The 17,012-nt window shown below is 70.8% G+C and carries 14 protein-coding genes; 9 read left to right on the top strand and 5 right to left on the bottom strand.

All coding sequences use genetic code 11. The features are described from left to right. The first annotated feature begins 7 nt into the window (after window positions 1-7). Window positions 8-2,449: an ATP-dependent helicase gene (locus tag EDF55_RS09605; RefSeq protein ID WP_123654762.1), complete on the top strand. Its 2,442-nt coding sequence runs from the start codon at window positions 8-10 to the stop codon at window positions 2,447-2,449. A 6-nt stretch (window positions 2,450-2,455) separates the two neighbouring features. Here EDF55_RS09605 and EDF55_RS09600 read toward each other — a convergent pair whose 3' ends face one another. The 5 genes from EDF55_RS09600 to EDF55_RS09585 all read right to left on the bottom strand — a co-directional run bounded on the left by EDF55_RS09600 (window position 2,456) and on the right by EDF55_RS09585 (window position 5,498). Next, window positions 2,456-2,950: a GNAT family N-acetyltransferase gene (locus EDF55_RS09600; RefSeq protein ID WP_260235881.1), complete on the bottom strand. Its 495-nt coding sequence runs from the start codon at window positions 2,948-2,950 to the stop codon at window positions 2,456-2,458. A gap of 288 nt (window positions 2,951-3,238) precedes the next feature. Then, window positions 3,239-3,862 carry a pyridoxal 5'-phosphate synthase gene (locus EDF55_RS09595; protein ID WP_123654761.1) on the bottom strand — a complete coding sequence of 208 codons (624 nt, stop codon included), beginning with the start codon at window positions 3,860-3,862 and terminating at the stop codon, window positions 3,239-3,241. A gap of 15 nt (window positions 3,863-3,877) precedes the next feature. Beyond that, window positions 3,878-4,699, bottom strand: coding sequence for an oxygenase MpaB family protein (locus EDF55_RS09590; RefSeq protein WP_185017299.1), 822 nt, complete (start codon window positions 4,697-4,699; stop codon window positions 3,878-3,880). Window positions 4,700-4,728: 29 nt separating this feature from the next. Then, window positions 4,729-5,022 (bottom strand): hypothetical protein, encoded by a 294-nt coding sequence (locus EDF55_RS18805; protein WP_165931364.1) that lies wholly within the window; start codon window positions 5,020-5,022, stop codon window positions 4,729-4,731. Window positions 5,023-5,063: 41 nt separating this feature from the next. Beyond that, window positions 5,064-5,498 (bottom strand): ester cyclase, encoded by a 435-nt coding sequence (locus EDF55_RS09585; protein ID WP_123654759.1) that lies wholly within the window; start codon window positions 5,496-5,498, stop codon window positions 5,064-5,066. A gap of 201 nt (window positions 5,499-5,699) precedes the next feature. Between EDF55_RS09585 and sucC the strand changes: the two genes are divergently transcribed. The 8 genes from sucC to EDF55_RS09545 all read left to right on the top strand — a co-directional run bounded on the left by sucC (window position 5,700) and on the right by EDF55_RS09545 (window position 16,796). Then, on the top strand, window positions 5,700-6,869 hold the full coding sequence (gene sucC / locus EDF55_RS09580; RefSeq protein ID WP_123654758.1) for an ADP-forming succinate--CoA ligase subunit beta: 1,170 nt from the start codon (window positions 5,700-5,702) through the stop codon (window positions 6,867-6,869). Window positions 6,870-6,884: 15 nt separating this feature from the next. Further along, window positions 6,885-7,772 carry a succinate--CoA ligase subunit alpha gene (sucD, locus tag EDF55_RS09575; protein WP_123654757.1) on the top strand — a complete coding sequence of 296 codons (888 nt, stop codon included), beginning with the start codon at window positions 6,885-6,887 and terminating at the stop codon, window positions 7,770-7,772. Window positions 7,773-7,870: 98 nt separating this feature from the next. Continuing rightward, window positions 7,871-9,853 (top strand): DUF6350 family protein, encoded by a 1,983-nt coding sequence (locus EDF55_RS09570; protein WP_123654756.1) that lies wholly within the window; start codon window positions 7,871-7,873, stop codon window positions 9,851-9,853. Window positions 9,854-9,891: 38 nt separating this feature from the next. Next, window positions 9,892-10,485, top strand: coding sequence for a phosphoribosylglycinamide formyltransferase (purN, locus tag EDF55_RS09565; RefSeq protein WP_123654755.1), 594 nt, complete (start codon window positions 9,892-9,894; stop codon window positions 10,483-10,485). Beyond that, a complete protein-coding gene (gene purH, locus EDF55_RS09560) occupies window positions 10,482-12,116 on the top strand; it encodes a bifunctional phosphoribosylaminoimidazolecarboxamide formyltransferase/IMP cyclohydrolase (RefSeq protein ID WP_123654754.1) in 1,635 nt (544 codons plus the stop codon). The genes purN and purH overlap by 4 nt, the downstream gene beginning before the upstream one ends. 504 nt (window positions 12,117-12,620) lie before the next feature. Continuing rightward, window positions 12,621-14,429: an ABC transporter ATP-binding protein gene (locus EDF55_RS09555; protein ID WP_123654753.1), complete on the top strand. Its 1,809-nt coding sequence runs from the start codon at window positions 12,621-12,623 to the stop codon at window positions 14,427-14,429. A 92-nt stretch (window positions 14,430-14,521) separates the two neighbouring features. Beyond that, window positions 14,522-16,330 (top strand): ABC transporter ATP-binding protein, encoded by a 1,809-nt coding sequence (locus tag EDF55_RS09550; protein ID WP_123655412.1) that lies wholly within the window; start codon window positions 14,522-14,524, stop codon window positions 16,328-16,330. Window positions 16,331-16,370: 40 nt separating this feature from the next. Beyond that, window positions 16,371-16,796, top strand: a complete 426-nt coding sequence (locus EDF55_RS09545; protein ID WP_123654752.1) for a DUF805 domain-containing protein — start codon at window positions 16,371-16,373, stop codon at window positions 16,794-16,796. The last annotated feature ends 216 nt before the right edge of the window (window positions 16,797-17,012 follow it).

Genomic DNA, 17,012 nt, shown 5'->3' with positions numbered 1-17,012 from the left:
CCCGGACATGACGATCGTGCTCGACCCATTCGACTCGACGCCCGAGCCGGGTGCCGGGAACCGCCCCTACGAAGACCCGTTCACCGCCGGTCTGAACCCCCAGCAGAAGGAAGCGGTCGAGTACCGCGGCGAATCCCTGCTGATCGTCGCCGGCGCCGGTTCCGGCAAGACGAGCGTGCTCACGCGCCGCATCGCGCTGCTCCTGGCGAACCGTGAAGCCTGGCCGTCGCAGATCCTCGCGATCACGTTCACGAACAAGGCCGCCGCCGAGATGCGCGAGCGCGTCCGTGCCCTCGTCGGGCAGGCGTCGGAAGGCATGTGGATCTCCACGTTCCACTCGGCGTGCGTGCGGATCCTCCGACGCGAAGCCGAGCGGTTCGGGTTCCCGCAGTCGTTCACCATCTACGACTCCGCGGACTCGCGTGCGCTCCTGAAGCGGATCATCAAGGACCTCGAAGCGGACACCCTCGGGTTGACCGTCGGCGCCGCGGCGTCCAAGATCTCGAAGCTCAAGAACGAGCTGCAGGACATCGACTCGTACGCGCGGAACATCAACGCGAACGATCCGCAGGAAGTCATGTTCACCGAGGTCTTCCGGCGCTACACGAACGAGCTCCGCCGGGCCAACGCGTTCGACTTCGACGACCTCATCGGTCAGACGGTGTTCCTGTTCCGGGCGTTCCCGGAAGTCGCAGCGCTCTACCAGCGGCGCTTCCGCTTCATCCTGGTCGACGAGTACCAGGACACCAACCACGCGCAGTACTCCCTGATCCGCGAGCTCACTCGTCCGGTGCCGGTTGAGCAGGTGGACCGGCTCGAGGACGAAGGGCAGCACGTCGCCCGCATGCGCGAAGCCGACGGATCGATCGCGGGTGCCTCGCTGACGGTCGTCGGTGACTCGGACCAGTCGATCTACGCCTTCCGTGGCGCGGACATCCGGAACATCGTCGAGTTCGAGCGGGACTTCCCGAACTCGAAGGTGGTCCTCCTCGAGCAGAACTACCGCTCGACGCAGAACATCCTCGACGCGGCGAACGCCGTCATCGCGAACAACTTCGACCGGCAGGTGAAGAACCTCTTCACCGAGGTCGGCGCGGGCGACAAGATCGTCGGGTTCACGGGCTACACCGGCCACGACGAAGCACAGTTCGTCGCGGACGAGATCCAGCGCCTGCACGAGGACGGCATGGACTACCGCGACATGGCGGTGTTCTACCGGACCAACTCACAGACCCGTGCGCTGGAGGAGATCTTCATCCGTGCGGCGATCCCGTACCGGGTGCTCGGCGGCACGAAGTTCTACGAGCGTGCGGAGATCAAGGACGCGATGGCGTACCTGATCACCGTCGCGAACCCCGCGGACCCGATGGCGCTCCGCCGCGTGCTGAACGTGCCGAAGCGCGGGATCGGTGCCGTCACCGAGACCACGCTGCAGCGCTACGCCGACGACCACGACGTCACGATGCGCGAGTCCCTGCGGCACGCGGACGAGCTCGGTTTCGGGCCGAAGGTGCGGAACGCGATCACCTCGTTCGCGGCGCTCCTCGACGAGGTCTCGGCGAAGGCCGCCGACCAGCCGGTCGTGGACACCCTGACGCAGCTGCTCGACGGCTCCGGGCTCCTCGAGCAGCTCCGGAAGTCGCCCGACGCGCAGGACGCCGCCCGCGCGGACAACATCGACGAACTCGTCGCGGTGACTCGCGAGTTCCAGAAGAACAACCCCGACGGCACCCTCAGCGACTTCCTGACCGAAGTCTCGCTGGTCGCTGCGGCGGACGAGCTCGACGACTCGTCCGGCACGGTGTCGCTCATGACGCTGCACACCGCGAAGGGCCTGGAGTACGACGCGGTGTTCCTCACCGGCGTCGAAGAAGACCTCCTGCCGCACCGCATGTCGGCGAACGAGCCGGGCGGCCCCGCCGAGGAACGCCGGCTCTTCTACGTCGGCATCACCCGAGCGAAGAAGTCGCTCTTCCTGTCGCTGGCGATGACCCGCGCCCAGTTCGGCGACGTGAACGTGGCGATGCCGTCCCGCTTCCTGCAGGAGATCCCCGAGGGGCTCATCGAGTGGAAGCAGTCCCCGGGCATGGCGAACAGCCGCGGCGGCACGCAGCCCCGGGCGCTCAACGCCAAGCGCGACGGCGCCGGCGGTGGCGGCGGTGGTGGCTACCGCGGTGGTGGCGGCTGGGGCGGCGGCTCGTACGACCGCGCGGCCGCTGCGGCGAAGACCCGTCCGAAGACCGAGTGGGCGAACCGGGTGTCCGGGCAGGTCCGCGACAACGGCGACATGGAACTCGCACCCGGCGACCGCATCAAGCACGTCGACTTCGGCGAGGGCACCGTCTTGGCGGTGACCGGTCAGGGCGCCAAGCGCATCGCGGAGATCGCGTTCGACTCGGCGGGCCGCAAGAAGCTCCTCATCAAGATCGCTCCGATCGAGAAGCTCTAGCCGACCTCACCGGACCAGTCGCACGGCCTCCATCGGGTGCGGCCCGAGGTGCTCACGCTTGGCCGCGCCGTCGCGAAGGAACCCGTTGCGCCGGTAGAACGCCTCGGCACGGGGGTTGTCGTCCGCCATCCAGAGGTACGCGGGAGCGTCGCCGACTGCTCCGTCGAGCAGTGCTTGGCCGGCACCCGAGCCGTACGCCGCTGCCAGGACGTAGATGCCCTCGAGCTCGCGGTCGCGGGGTGCAGTCGTGTCGCGCCCGCTGCCGGCGGATGCCCACCCGATGACGGCATCGCCGATCGTGGCGATGAGCACGTCGGTCTGCGGGTCCGCGATGATGCCCCGCCATCGTTCGGCCCGGGCGTCGACGTCCAGGGCTGCCAGGAACGACGGGGGCAGCAGGTGCGCGTACACCTCGCGCCACGCGGTGACGTGCACGTGGGCGATCGCCGCGGCGTCGGCACTGGTCGCCCGACGCACTGCGGGTCCGTTCCCTCGCTTCACCCGCTCATCCTCTCGCGTTTCGGTGATTCGACGCCGCGGTTCTGGCCGGCGGCGCACAACCGATTCCCGCTCGAACCACGGTCGTCCGTGGTTCGAGCGGGTATCGGTAGTGCGACGCCGAAACGCACCGCCGGCGCCGCACCGCCGGCGCCGCACCGCCGGCGCCGCACCGCCGGCGCCGCACCGCCGGCGCCGCACCGCCGCCGAAGCGCACCGCCGCCGCCGCACCGCCGCCGATGGTCGAGCTGGCCGATCGCGCGGAGCTCGCCCCGCGCCGGGACGCGCCCGCTACGGCTGCAGCACCGCGGACGTCCAGCCGTCGGCGGTCCGGCGGTACTGCAGGCGTCGGTGCATGCGGTCGCGGCTGCCGTGCCAGAACTCCACGGACGTCGGCTCGAGCCGCCACGCCCTCCACGACGCCGGACGCGGCACGTCCTCCGACTCCTCGAGCAGTGCGTTCGCATCGTCGATGAGGTCCTGGAACGAGCCCTCGAGCGGCGCCGACTGGGCGGCGACCGCGGTGGCCGCGCGCGACTTGGGTGACCGGGCGCTGAACAGCTCGTCGGACTCCTGGTCGGAGAGCTGTACGACGACGCCCTCGAACCGCAGCTGCTGCATGGTCTCCCGCCAGTAGACCTGGAGTGCTGCGGCCGGGTTCGCGGTGAGTTGCTGCCCCTTCGGGCTCTGGGTCGACGACCCGAACACCAGTCCGCGGTCGTCGATCGACTTCACGTCGACGGTGCGGGCACTCACGGCTCCGTCGGCCGCGGTGGCCAGGGTCATCGACATCGGCTCGGACACGTCCCGAGCGTTCGCGACCCAGGTGCGCGCGACGTCGAGCGGCGAGGCGGGCGGGTCGTCGAGCTCGGGGAACGCGAACGAGGAGTCGCCGGAGAGCGGAGCGGAAGCCATGTCCCCAGCCAACCCCTAGCGCCTGGTGGCGTACCGACGCATCGCGCGGAGCAGCAGCGGACCGGGGAGCCGGAGCAACGCGCCCGGCACGACGGCCCGGATCTGACGCACGAACCGGACGGTGCGGGCGTACCGCGCCTGTTCGCGCGGGCCCCACGCGAACCCGTACTGCGCGCGTACGACGTCCGGCAGCATCCCGACCGTGACGATCCGCACGAGCGGCATCGCCGCCCGCACCCACAGGGGAGCGAACCGGGGGTGCAGGAGGTCGCGGACGACTCCGCGCGCGTCGTCGGAGACCCGGAGCGTCCCGAGCGTCGCGGTCCAGTACGCGTCGAACGCCGCGACGGTCGAGGGCCACCGGGAGGCCGGGACACGCAGCGCGACGCCGAGTGGCGCGTAGGCGTCGAGCACCCGCTGCGCAAGTCCGGGCGGGACTGGGTCGCCGAACTCCTCGTGCGCCCGGAGCGCGGAGTCGTAGAGGGTCGCCGCGACCCAGAGCTGACGGTCGACGTCGTCCGCGCCGGCGACGGCCGTGTGCGCGCGGTTCACGAAGGACGTCGCGATCGCCGCGTCCGACGGCGTCCCGACCACGACGGCGTACACGTACATGAGCGTGTGGGCGAGCCGCTGCTGTGGCCGCCGGGCGAAGTCGGAGTGCCGTCGCACGCCGGCGGCGACCACCGGGTCCGCGATCTGCAGCAGGATGGCGCGCCCACCGGAGATGACGGGCGTGCTGTCCGCGAGGAAGTGCGCGAGGTCGGGTTCCCGACCTGACGACGGACTGGAGGCTCGGCGCACGTCCGGCGCCGAGCCTCCAGTCCGTCCGTTGGTCACGGCACCCGTGTGCCGGACCGGACCGCCGCTCAGAGCGGCTTGGTCCCGAGGTCGCCGCCGAGGTCGGGGCGTTCGGTGTCGTCGTCGTGTTCCCAGAGGTCGGCGCTGCCCTCTCGCGGGGCGCCACCGGTGGGGCCGTCGTCGGTGCCGTCACCGACCTGCGGCTCGACGGTCTCGCCGGCGACCGCGTCGTTGGTGACTGTCTCGAGCGACTCCTCGGCCTCGTCGACCTCGTAGGGACCGACGTGTTCGCGGTCGATGTCGTCGTCGCGGCGCTCCTGGGAGTCGAAGTCGTCGACGGGGCTGATGCCGGGATCGGACATGGTGTTCCTCCTGGTGGTCGTGGTGTCGGGGGTACGGGTGGTCAGGCGCTGACGAAGTGCACGTCGGACCGGTCGAGCTGGAGTTGCTCGGCCAGGCCCTTCTCGTCGGTGGCGCCCCAGCGCTCGGCGATCTTGCCGTCGCGGAACTTCGAGACCTGGATGCCGCGGACGGTGAACGTGCGCCCGGTCGGCTGGTGGCCCTGGAACGGGCCGGTGTGCGTACCGCGGATCGTGAAGACCGCGGTGATGAAGTCGTCGGTCACGACGAGCGGGTCCGGCTCGAGCGTCAAGTCCGGGAACGCGGTCGTGAACTGCGTCCAGAAGTCGACGATGCCGGCGAGTCCGGGAGCCTGGTCCGGTGCCGGGTCGTGGTCCACCACGTCCTCGGCCCAGACCTCGCCGAAGCGGTCGAACGCTCGCTGCTCGAGGAGTTCGCCGAGTCGTTCCTGTGCCTGCTGGTTCTCTGACGCCGTCATGTGCGCTCCTTCCGTGGGGTGGTTCCTGTGTACGCCGCAGCGGTCGGTGGCTCCTCAGCCGTCCGTCTTGTCTCGACGTCCATGTGTCGGCGCTAGGGTGGTCGGCGGCCGTTGTCTCGACATCGAGCGACCCTCGACGTCGAGCGCTGCGACCTGCGAAACCGATGCCGACGCACGACACCGTGCGGGAAGAAGAACAGCGTGGATCTTTTCGAGTATCAGGCCAGGGACCTCTTCGAGTCCTACGGCGTCCCCGTCCTCCAGGGGATCATCGCCGACACCCCCGAGGAGGCGAAGGCCGCCGCCGAGAAGATCGGTGGGGTGGTCGTCGTCAAGGCGCAGGTGAAGGTCGGCGGTCGCGGCAAGGCCGGCGGCGTGAAGGTCGCGAAGACCCCCGACGAGGCCTACGAGCACGCGAAGGCGATCCTCGGCCTCGACATCAAGGGCCACACCGTCCAGCGCGTGATGATCGCCCAGGGTGCCGACATCGCCGAGGAGTTCTACTTCTCCGTGCTGCTCGACCGCGCCAACCGCTCGTACCTCTCGCTCGTCAGCGTCGAGGGCGGCATGGAGATCGAGCAGCTCGCGGTGGAGAAGCCCGAGGCGCTCGCCCGCGTCGAGGTCAACCCGCTGACCGGGATCAACCAGGAGGCCGGCGAGGCCATCGCGCGCCAGGCCGGGTTCCCGGACGAGCTCGTCACCCAGGTCGCCGGCGTGTTCGCGAAGCTCTACGACGTCTTCGCCGGGGAGGACGCGACCCTCGTCGAGGTGAACCCCCTCGTCCGCACCGGCGACGGGCAGATCCTCGCCCTCGACGGCAAGGTCTCCCTCGACGAGAACGCCGACTTCCGCCACCCGGAGCACAAGCAGCTCGAGGACACCGCGAGCGAGGACCCGCTCGAAGCCAAGGCGAAGGCCCACGGCCTCAACTACGTCAAGCTCGACGGCGAGGTCGGCGTGATCGGCAACGGCGCGGGCCTGGTGATGTCGACGCTCGACGTCGTCGCCTACGCCGGTGAGCGCCACGGCGGCGTGAAGCCCGCCAACTTCCTCGACATCGGCGGCGGCGCCTCGGCGGAGGTGATGGCCAACGGCCTCGACGTCATCCTCGGCGACCCGCAGGTCAAGAGCGTGTTCGTCAACGTCTTCGGCGGCATCACCGCCTGCGACGCCGTCGCGAACGGCATCGTCGCCGCCCTCGGCATCCTCGGCGACGCGGCCACCAAGCCGCTCGTCGTCCGCCTGGACGGCAACAACGTGGAAGAGGGTCGCCGGATCCTGCGCGACGCGGCACACCCGCTCGTGACGATCGCCGCGACCATGGACGATGCGGCCGAGAAGGCCGCCGAGCTCGCCGCGGCCGCGGCGTAAGGAGCGCTCAGAACAATGTCGATCTTCCTCAACAAGGACTCCAAGGTCATCGTCCAGGGCATCACCGGCGGCGAGGGCACCAAGCACACCGCGCTCATGCTCAAGGCCGGGACGCAGGTCGTGGGCGGCGTGAACGCCCGCAAGGCCGGCACCACCGTCACCCACGGTGACGTCACGCTGCCGGTGTTCGGCTCCGTGCGCGAGGCCATCGACACCACCGGTGCCGACGTCTCGATCGTCTTCGTCCCGCCGGCGTTCGCGAAGGACGCCGTGATGGAGGCCATCGACGCCGAGATCCCCCTCGTCGTCGTCATCACCGAGGGCATCCCGGTGCAGGACTCCGCGGAGTTCTGGGCGCACGCGAAGGCGCTCGGCGAGAAGACCCGCATCATCGGGCCGAACTGCCCGGGCATCATCACCCCGGGGGAGTCGCTCGTCGGCATCACCCCGGCGACGATCACCGGCAAGGGCCCGATCGGGCTCGTCTCCAAGTCGGGCACCCTGACCTACCAGATGATGTACGAACTCCGTGACCTGGGCTTCTCCACCGCCATCGGCATCGGCGGCGACCCGGTCATCGGCACCACGCACATCGACGCGCTCGCCGCGTTCGAGGCCGACCCCGAGACCGAGGCCATCGTGATGATCGGTGAGATCGGTGGCGACGCCGAGGAGCGTGCCGCCGACTACATCAAGGCGCACGTCACGAAGCCGGTCGTCGGGTACGTCGCGGGCTTCACCGCCCCCGAGGGCAAGACGATGGGCCACGCGGGCGCCATCGTGTCCGGCTCGGCCGGCACCGCCGAGGCGAAGAAGCAGGCGCTCGAGGCGGCCGGTGTCAAGGTCGGCAAGACGCCGTCCGAGACGGCGGCGCTGCTGCGCGAGGTGGTCGCCGCTCGCTGAGCGGATCACGGCTCCACAGGAGCCAGCCGGGAGGCTCGGTGCGGGTTCCGCGCCGAGCCTCCCGTCGTTCGCGGTGCGGGGCACGTATCCTCGCTGCGATGAACCGCCTGGGAACCGCTCTGCTCGCCGCGATCGAGGCGGTCGTGACGGTCGGCGTCGGTGTCGGCCTCGTGCTGGTCCCGCTGACGCTCCTCTGGGGCTTCGAGTACGGGCTGCAGGTCGACTGGGACGTCTTCTGGAAGGCCGCCGGCAACATCTGGCTCGTCGGCCACGGGGTCGACGTCACGTTCGTGCTGAGCGCCGCCGCCGCGAAGGCGTCCGGGGTCAGCGGGGCTGCCGCCCCGATCTCGATCACGCTCGCAGCGCTCGGGTTCGCCGTCGTCACGGCCTGGCTCGGCGCACGAGCCGGGCGCCGCTTCGCCGAGACGGAGCACCGCGTCACCGGGATCCTCGTCGGCACCGCCGCCGTCGCGCTCCTCGGGCTCGGCCTCGGCCTGTCCGCCACGTCCTCCGCGTCGCACCCCACGCTCTGGCAGGCGATCGTGTTCCCCGCGCTCTGGTTCGGCGTCCCCGCACTCGTCGCCGCCGAGGTCTGCCGCCGTCGACGTTCGATGCCCGCGGACGCGGTGACCGGTCGCGTGCTCGACCAGGTGCACCGCATCCCCGAGGTCTGGCGCGCCGTCGTCGGCTTCGGGCTCCGCGCCGGGACCGCCGCGACCGCGATGGTCGTCGCCGTCGCGGGGATCGTCGTCGGGTTCCTGCTGCTCGGGTCCTTCGCCGAGGTGATCACCCTGTACGAGCGCTCGCACGCCGGGGTCGTCGGCGGGATCTCGCTGACGATCGGGCAGCTGGCGTTCCTGCCGGACTTCGTCGGTTGGGCCACCGCGTGGCTCGTCGGCCCCGGGTTCGCGATCGGGACGGGATCGAGCGTCTCGCCGATCGGCACGACGCTCGGCCCGATCCCCGGCATCCCGGTGTTCGGCGCGCTGCCGTCCTCCGGTCACACCTTCGGCCTGCTGTGGATCCTCGTCCCGGTGCTCGCCGGGTTCGCGGCTGGCGGGTTGCTGCGACCGCGGCTCGTGCGGGTGCTCGGCGCTGCTGACAGCGCGCTCCTCCGTGCGTCCGCCGGACTCGCGACCGGCATCGTCGCCGGCGTGCTCACCGGCGGTGTCGCGTGGCTGTCGTCGGGGTCCTTCGGGCCGGGGCGTCTCGCCGACGTCGGGCCGCACGCCCTGGTCGTCGGGTCGCTCGCCGCGCTCGAGGTCGGTGTGCCCGCGATCGTGGCGCTCGCGATCGGGCAGGACCTCGTGCGGATGCCCGAGCGGTCCTGGACGCGTGAACGCTGGCACGAGACCGAGGACACCGAGACCGCAGCGGCCGCGGCGTCCGTCGATGCCGAGGGGTCCCTCCTCGACGCGGTCGACCGCGCCGGCGCCGGGCGCACCACCGACGTGCACCGCTTCGTCGTCGACGAGGCGCACCACCCCGTCACCCGCGCCGACGACCACACACCGGACGCGGACGAGACCGACCACGCACCGGACGCGGTCGAGACCGACCACGCACCGGACGCGGTCGACACCGACCACGACGTGCGGCTGCCGGACTGGGCGCGGACCGGCGCTCCCGCGGTGCCGGCGAACGCGGACGCCTCCCGCACCCCGGAGACCGCCGGACGGGTCGGGAGCATCCGCGACCGACTCCGTGGGGCGGCGGACGGCGTGCGCGACGGCGTCCGAGACCGCGCCGACGGCCTCAAGAGCCGGGCCGACGGCCTGAAGAACCGCGCGGAGAGCCTCCGCGAGCGGGTCACGGGTTCGGACGCCGAGCGCCCGGACACCGCGCCCGACGACCGCCCGGACCGGCACCGCCCGGAGCGCCCCGACGTCGCGGGTGCCCGGATCGATGAACAGCCCGCCTTCCCCTGGAGCACGGAGGAGTTCGTGGCCGGCCGCGACGACGTCGACGACGAACCCGTCGTCACCCCGCCCGCCGCACCCGCCGGGAAGCGCTGGGACGCCACCGACCAGATCCCCGAGGAGGAGCTGCCCTGGTGGCGCCGTCCCAAGGGCGACCGGTGACGGGCGTCGCACCGCTCGACCGCCGCTAGGCTTGACCCGTGCTCGAACTGGTCGTCCTGATCTCCGGTACCGGCTCGAACCTCCGAGCCCTGCTCGAAGCGACCCGTGACGCCGAGTACCCCGCCCGTGTCGTCGCCATCGGTGCCGACCGTGACGCCGAGGGCCTCGGTCTCGGCGAGGAGTACTCGATCCCGACCTTCACGGTCCCGTTCTCCCGCTTCGACTCCCGCGCCGAGTGGGGTCAGGCGCTCGCCGAGCAGATCCGGCCATGGTCGCCCGACCTGCTGGTGCTGTCTGGCCTGATGCGCCTGCTGCCCCCGGCCGTCGTCTCCGAGTTCGGGCCCGCGATCATCAACACGCACCCCGCGTACCTGCCCGAGTTCCCGGGCGCGCACGGTGTCCGCGACGCCCTCGCCGCCGGGGTCGAGCAGACCGGGGCGAGCGTCATCAAGGTCGACGACGGCGTCGACAGCGGCCCGATCCTGGCGCAGGAGCGGGTCCCCGTCCTGCCCGGCGACTCCGAGTCGACGCTGCACGACCGCATCAAGCCCGTCGAGCGGCGCCTGCTCATCCAGACCATCCTCGACATCGCCAACGGACACACCGACCTGAAGGGCACCACGAGCGCATGAGCGTCCACGCCGCCGACCCCAGCCTCTACCGCGACCGGGACGTCGTGCCCGTGCGCCGCGCCCTCATCTCGGTGAGCGACAAGTCCGGCCTGCTCGAGCTCGCCGGCGCCCTCGCCGACGCCGGTGTCGAGATCGTGTCGACCGGCTCCACGGCCCAGACAATCCGGGACGCCGGGTACGCGGTGACCGACGTGTCGAGCGTCACGGGCTTCCCGGAGTCGCTCGACGGCCGCGTGAAGACGCTGCACCCGTCCGTGCACGCGGGGCTCCTCGCCGACCTCCGCCTCGAGTCGCACGAGCAGCAGCTCGCGGGCCTCGGCATCGAGCCGTTCGAGCTCGTCGTCGTGAACCTCTACCCGTTCGTCGAGACCGTGGCCTCGGGCGCCGACACCGCGACCGTCGTGGAGAACGTCGACATCGGCGGCCCGGCGATGGTCCGTGCCTCCGCGAAGAACCACCCGAACGTGGCGATCGTCGTGTCCCCGGGCTCCTACGCCGAGGTCGTCGAGGCGGTCCGTGCCGGTGGCACCACGCTCGAGCTCCGGAAGCGCCTCGCCGCACAGGCCTTCGCGCACACCGCCGCGTACGACACCGCGGTGGCGTCGTACTTCGCGAGCGACGTGGCCGCGGCCGCGGCAGCCCCGAGCGCGGCGGGCGACATCGCGACCCCCGGCACCTTCGACGAGCACCTGTCGTTCGGCGCCGACCTGGCCGCGACCCTCCGCTACGGCGAGAACGCGCACCAGGCCGCGGCGCTGTACACGTCCGCCGAGGGCACCGGCATCGCCCAGGCGACGCAGCTGCACGGCAAGGAGATGTCGTACAACAACTACGTCGATGCCGACGCAGCGGTCCGCGCCGCGTTCGACTTCGCCGAGCCGGCCGTCGCGATCATCAAGCACGCCAACCCCTGCGGCATCGCGGTCGGTGCAGCGGACGCCGCCGACCCGATCGCCTCCGCGCACGCCGCCGCGCACGCCTGCGACCCGCTGTCCGCGTTCGGTGGGGTCATCGCCGCGAACCGTCCCGTGACGGTGGCGATGGCCGAGACCGTGAAGGACATCTTCACCGAGGTCGTCGTCGCACCGGGCTTCGACCCCGAGGCGCTGGAGATCCTCTCCCGCAAGAAGAACATCCGCCTGCTCACGCTCCCGGCGGACTTCGCGCTCGCCCCGCGCGAGGTCAAGCAGATCTCCGGCGGCTTCCTCGTGCAGGACGCCGACCGTTTCACCGGCTTCGACCAGTCCACGTGGAGCCTCGTCTCGGGCGAGCCCGCGGACGACGCCACCCTCGCCGACCTCGCGTTCGCGTGGAAGGCGTCCCGCGCCGTGAAGTCGAACGCCATCCTGCTGGTGAACGGCGGCGCGAGCGTCGGTGTCGGCATGGGCCAGGTCAACCGCGTCGACTCGTGCCACCTCGCGGTGAACCGGGCCGGCGAGCGTGCGGCCGGTTCGGTCGCCGCGTCGGACGCGTTCTTCCCGTTCGCCGACGGCCTGCAGGTGTTGCTCGACGCCGGTGTCCGCGCGGTGGCGCAGCCCGGCGGCAGCGTCCGTGACGACGAGGTGATCGCCGCGGCGAAGGCCGCCGGCGTCACGATGTACTTCACGGGCGAGCGTCACTTCTTCCACTGATTCGAGCAATTGCCGGAAACCTGTTGCGCCCTGTGACGTGCTGTGAATAGTCTGTAAGGCTCCGCGACAGGCAGCCGACGACTCCCCGGGGTCGGCGGCACCGCGGACACAACGGTGACGAAGACGACGACTGGAGTGACGATGGACAACATGACCGGAACCGTGGCGACGGCCGCCCGCGCAGGTCTCGTGTCCGTCGTGGGGACCGCTCCCGCTCCGCGACCCCGCCGGGCCGCGGCCGCCGCCTAGCCAGGCCGTCTCCCACGGCCTCGCGGCGTCGCACCACCACGGCGACCGCGAACCACCCGCCTGAACCCGGGGGACGAGTGTCTCCCGGTGCCTACCGGCCCGACCGACGTCACGGAAGTGACGGCGGTGGCGCGCGACCACGCGCCCGGCTGATGATGACCACGCAACGCAACACCGAGCCTCCAGGCCGTCGACGCGCGACGCACGCCGCGTGACGCGACCCGGGGACACGGCAGACGCATGAGGACGCAACGCATGTCCAAGTCGCCCACCACGGCGCGCCCGTCCACCTTCCGCGCGATCGCGCGGATCTACCCCTACGTGAAGCCCTTCCAGGGCCGCCTCATCGCCGGCATGGCCGCGGCGATGGGTGCCTCCCTGGTGGCGCTCGCAATCCCCTACGTCCTGCAGTGGCTGGTCGACGGCCCGCTGTCGTCGAAGGACTCCGCACAGATCTGGCCCGCCGGTCTCGGCGTGCTCGCCCTCGGTGTGCTCGAGGCGTTCTTCATCGCCTCGCGCCGCCGGATGGTGATGCGCCCGTCGACCCGCATCGAGGCGAGCATGCGGAACTCGCTCTACGCGAAGCTGCAGGACCTGCCCGTCGCGTTCCACGACCGGTGGGAGTCGGGGCAGCTGCTGTCCCGTTCGGTCTCCGACCTGTCCCTGATCCGCCGTTGGCTGGCGTTCGGCGTCGTGCTGCTCGTCGTCAACATCGTCACGATCGTGGTCGGATTCGTCGTGCTGTTCACCTTCGGGTGGCTGCTCGGGCTGATCTTCCTGATCGCGTCGATCCCGCTGTGGATCAACGGGCTGCTGTTCGAGCGCCGGTACTCCGTCGTCGCGCGCCGCAGCCAGGACCAGGTCGGTGACCTCGCGACGAGTGTCGAGCAGTCGGTGCACGGCATCCGCGTGCTCAAGGCGTTCGGACGCGGCGGCTACAAGCTCGAGGAGTTCAGCGAGCAGGCCGAGGCGCTCCGCGGCACCGAGATCAAGAAGGCGAAGGCCATCGCGAGCATCTGGCTGTGGCTGCTGCTCGTGCCGGATGTCGCCTTCGCGCTGTGCCTGCTCGCCGGGATCTACCTGGCCAGCCAGGACCAGCTCACCGTCGGGCAGCTGTTCGCGTTCTTCGCGACAGCGACGGTGCTCCGGTTCCCGATCGAGTCGATCGGCTTCCTGCTCTCGATGACGTTCGACACGCGCACCGCGGTCGACCGCTTCTTCGAGGTGATGGACTCCGAGAACACGATCACGGACCCGGAACACCCGAAGACGATCGCGGAGCCGCACGGTGCGTTGTCCTTCAACGGGGTCCACTTCCGGTACCAGGACTCGCCCCCGCAGTTCCCGGACCTCATCAACGGGGTCGAGCTGCGGCTCGAGCCGGGCGAGACCATGGCGCTCGTCGGGCTCACCGGGTGCGGCAAGACCACGCTGCTGTCCCTGGTCCCGCGGCTCTACGACGTCACCGGCGGTTCGGTGACGATCGACGGGGTCGACATCCGGGACCTCACCCGCGAAGAGCTGCGTCGCCACGTCGGCGTCGCGTTCGAGGACGCCACCCTGTTCTCGACGACCGTGCGGCAGAACGTGCTGCTCGGTCGCCCGGACGTCACGGGTGACGAGGCGGAGGCCCTGATGCGCGAGGCGCTCGACATCGCGCAGGCGTCCTTCGTGGACGACCTGCCGGACGGCGTCGACACCCGGGTCGGGGAAGAGGGCCTGTCCCTCTCCGGCGGCCAGCGGCAGCGCCTCGCGCTCGCCCGTGCGATCGCGGCCCGTCCGTCCGTGCTGGTGCTCGACGACCCGCTGTCGGCGCTCGACGTCGACACCGAGGCGCGGGTCGAGGCCGGGCTCCGGCGCGTGCTCGCCGAGACCACGTCGCTCATCGTGGCGCACCGTCCCTCGACGGTGACGCTCGCGGACCGCGTCGCACTCATGGAGAACGGCGTCGTCACCGCCGTCGGCACCCACTCGGAGCTGATGGCCACGAACGACCACTACCGCTACGTCATCTCGTCCCTGGACGACGACGACGCGACCGCACGAGAGGAGGCGATGGCATGAGCCAGCAGACCGACCAGAACCTGCCGGGAGGCACGGCACCGGTCAGCGACGACGCTGCGGACACGCAGACTGCCGCGCCGATCACTGCCTCGATCACCACCCTCGGAGTCCGTGGCGAGGAGCGCGAGGACTTCACCAAGGCGGAGAGCAAGCGCCTGCGGCGCCGCTCCCTCGCCCTGCTCGGCTCGCTCGCGGCGCCGCTGAAGCTGCGCCTCGTGCTGCTCGGGATCGTCGTGGTCGTCTCCACGGCGGGAACCGTCGCCGGCCCGGCGCTCATCGCGTGGGGCATCGACAACGCCCTGCCCGACGTGCTCGACCGAAACGACTGGGTGCCGGCGTTCGGGGTCGTCGCGACGTACATCGTCGTCGCCGTCCTCGGCGCGGTCCTCACCGCCTGGTACACCGTGCTCGCCGCGCGGATCAGCCAGGCCATCCTGTTCGACCTCCGCAAGCGGGTGTTCCTGCACACGCAGCGGCTGTCGCTCGAGTTCCACGAGACCTACACGTCCGGCCGGATCATCTCCCGCCAGACGAGTGACCTCGACTCCATCCGCGAGCTCCTCGACTCGGGGCTGAACCAGCTCATCCAGGGCGTGCTCTACATGGTGTTCACCGCGGTGGCGCTCGTGTCGCTCGACCCGACGTCCGGGCTCGTGCTCGCGGTGTCGCTCGTGCCGCTGTGGTTCCTGATCCGCTGGTTCCAGACGAACTCGCAGACGCTGTTCCGCGCGACGCGTGTCACCTCGGCCCGCGTGATCGTGCACTTCGTGGAGACCATGACGGGCATCCGCGCGGTGCAGGCCTTCCGCAAGGAGTCCCGCAACAAGGACGAGTACGGCGGCTTCGTCGAGGACTACCGGCTGGCGAACACGAAGGTGTTCAACCTGTTCGGGACCTTCGACCCGGTGCTCGTGCTCATCGGCAACGCCACGCTCGCGGCGGTCGTCATCGTCGGCGGCTACCGGGTGATCGGCGGCTCGATGGAGGTCGGCGCGCTGCTCGCGGTCGCGCTGTACGCCAAGCGGTTCTTCGACCCGGCGCAGGAACTCGCGATGTTCTACAACGGGTACCAGTCGGCCTCGGCGGCGATGGAGAAGATCTCCGGCGTCCTCGAGGAGCGGCCGAGCGTGCCGGACCCCGTGAAGCCGACGAAGCTCGCCGACGCCCACGGCAAGATGGACTTCGACGACGTCGTGTTCGCCTACAACGCGGGCAAGGTCGTGCTGCCGGCGTTCGACCTGCACATCCCGGCGGGGCAGACCATCGCCCTGGTGGGATCGACCGGTGCGGGGAAGTCGACGCTCGCCAAGCTGATGGCGCGCTTCTACGACCCGACCGAGGGCTCCGTGAAGCTCGACGGCGTGGACCTGCGGGACCTCGACACGAAGGACATGCGCCGCGCGATCGTCATGGTCACGCAAGAGGCCTACCTGTTCTCCGGGACCGTCGCGGACAACATCGCCCTCGGGAAGCCCGGGGCCTCCCGCGCCGAGATCGAGGCGTCGGCGAAGGCGGTCGGCGCGCACGAGTTCATCATGGCGCTGCCCGACGGGTACGACACCGACGTGAACAAGCGCGGTGGTCGTGTCTCGGCGGGGCAGCGACAGCTGCTCTCGTTCGCCCGGGCGTTCATCGCGGACCCGAAGGTGCTCATCCTCGACGAGGCGACGGCATCGCTCGACATCCCGTCCGAGCGGCTCGTGCAGGAAGGCCTGGAGACCCTCCTCGCCGACCGCACGGCCGTGATCATCGCGCACCGTCTGTCCACCGTCGCGATCGCCCACCGGGTGCTCGTGATGGAGTACGGCAAGATCGTCGAGGACGGCACCCCCGACGACCTGATCGCGGGTACCGGGCGCTTCGCCCAGCTGCACGCGGCCTGGCGCGACTCGCTCGTGTAGGCGGGGGTCTCCCGGCAGGGTCACATGGTTGGCTTGGGGCATGAGTGACGACAGCCCCCAGCCCGGCGGTGTGGCCCTCCGGGACCCCTTCTACGGCGCCCCGTTCACCGAGGCCGTCCGGCGGTTCTGGCGGAAGTACACGGTGTTCACCGGCCGGGCCTCGCGTGCCGAGTTCTGGTGGTGGTGGATCACGTCGCTCGCCATCGGCCTGGTTCTGCAGCTCGTCCCGCAGATCTTCACGCCGGACACCCCGATGCTCGAGAACCCGGTCGGCTCGTACCTGTTCGTGCTCTGGGCGCTCGTGACCCTGATCGGCTCGCTCGCCCTCGGGGCCCGTCGTCTGCACGACGCGAACCTGTCCGGCTTCTGGCAGTTCCTGCACGTGCTCGTCGGCATCGGGTCGCTCGTGCTCTTCGTGATGTTCCTGCTGCCGCCGAACCCGAAGGGCACGCGCTTCGACGCCTGACCGGCACGACGCCTGACCGGCACGACGCCTGACCGGTACCGCAACGACGAGAACGCCGTCCCCTGGTGGGGGCGGCGTTCTCGTGTGTGGTGCTGGTGGTGCTGGGTGTTACTTGATCTGGGCGGTGATCGTGGCGGTTCCGACGAGGAGGCCGGCCTTGACGGCGTCGGTCTTGAAGGTGCTGTTGAGCAGCTTCGCGGCGTCGGCGGAGACGTG

The sequence above is a fragment of the Curtobacterium sp. ZW137 genome (assembly GCF_003762905.1).
Lineage (GTDB): Bacteria > Actinomycetota > Actinomycetes > Actinomycetales > Microbacteriaceae > Curtobacterium.
This window is presented reverse-complemented; position numbering and strand designations above follow the sequence as displayed.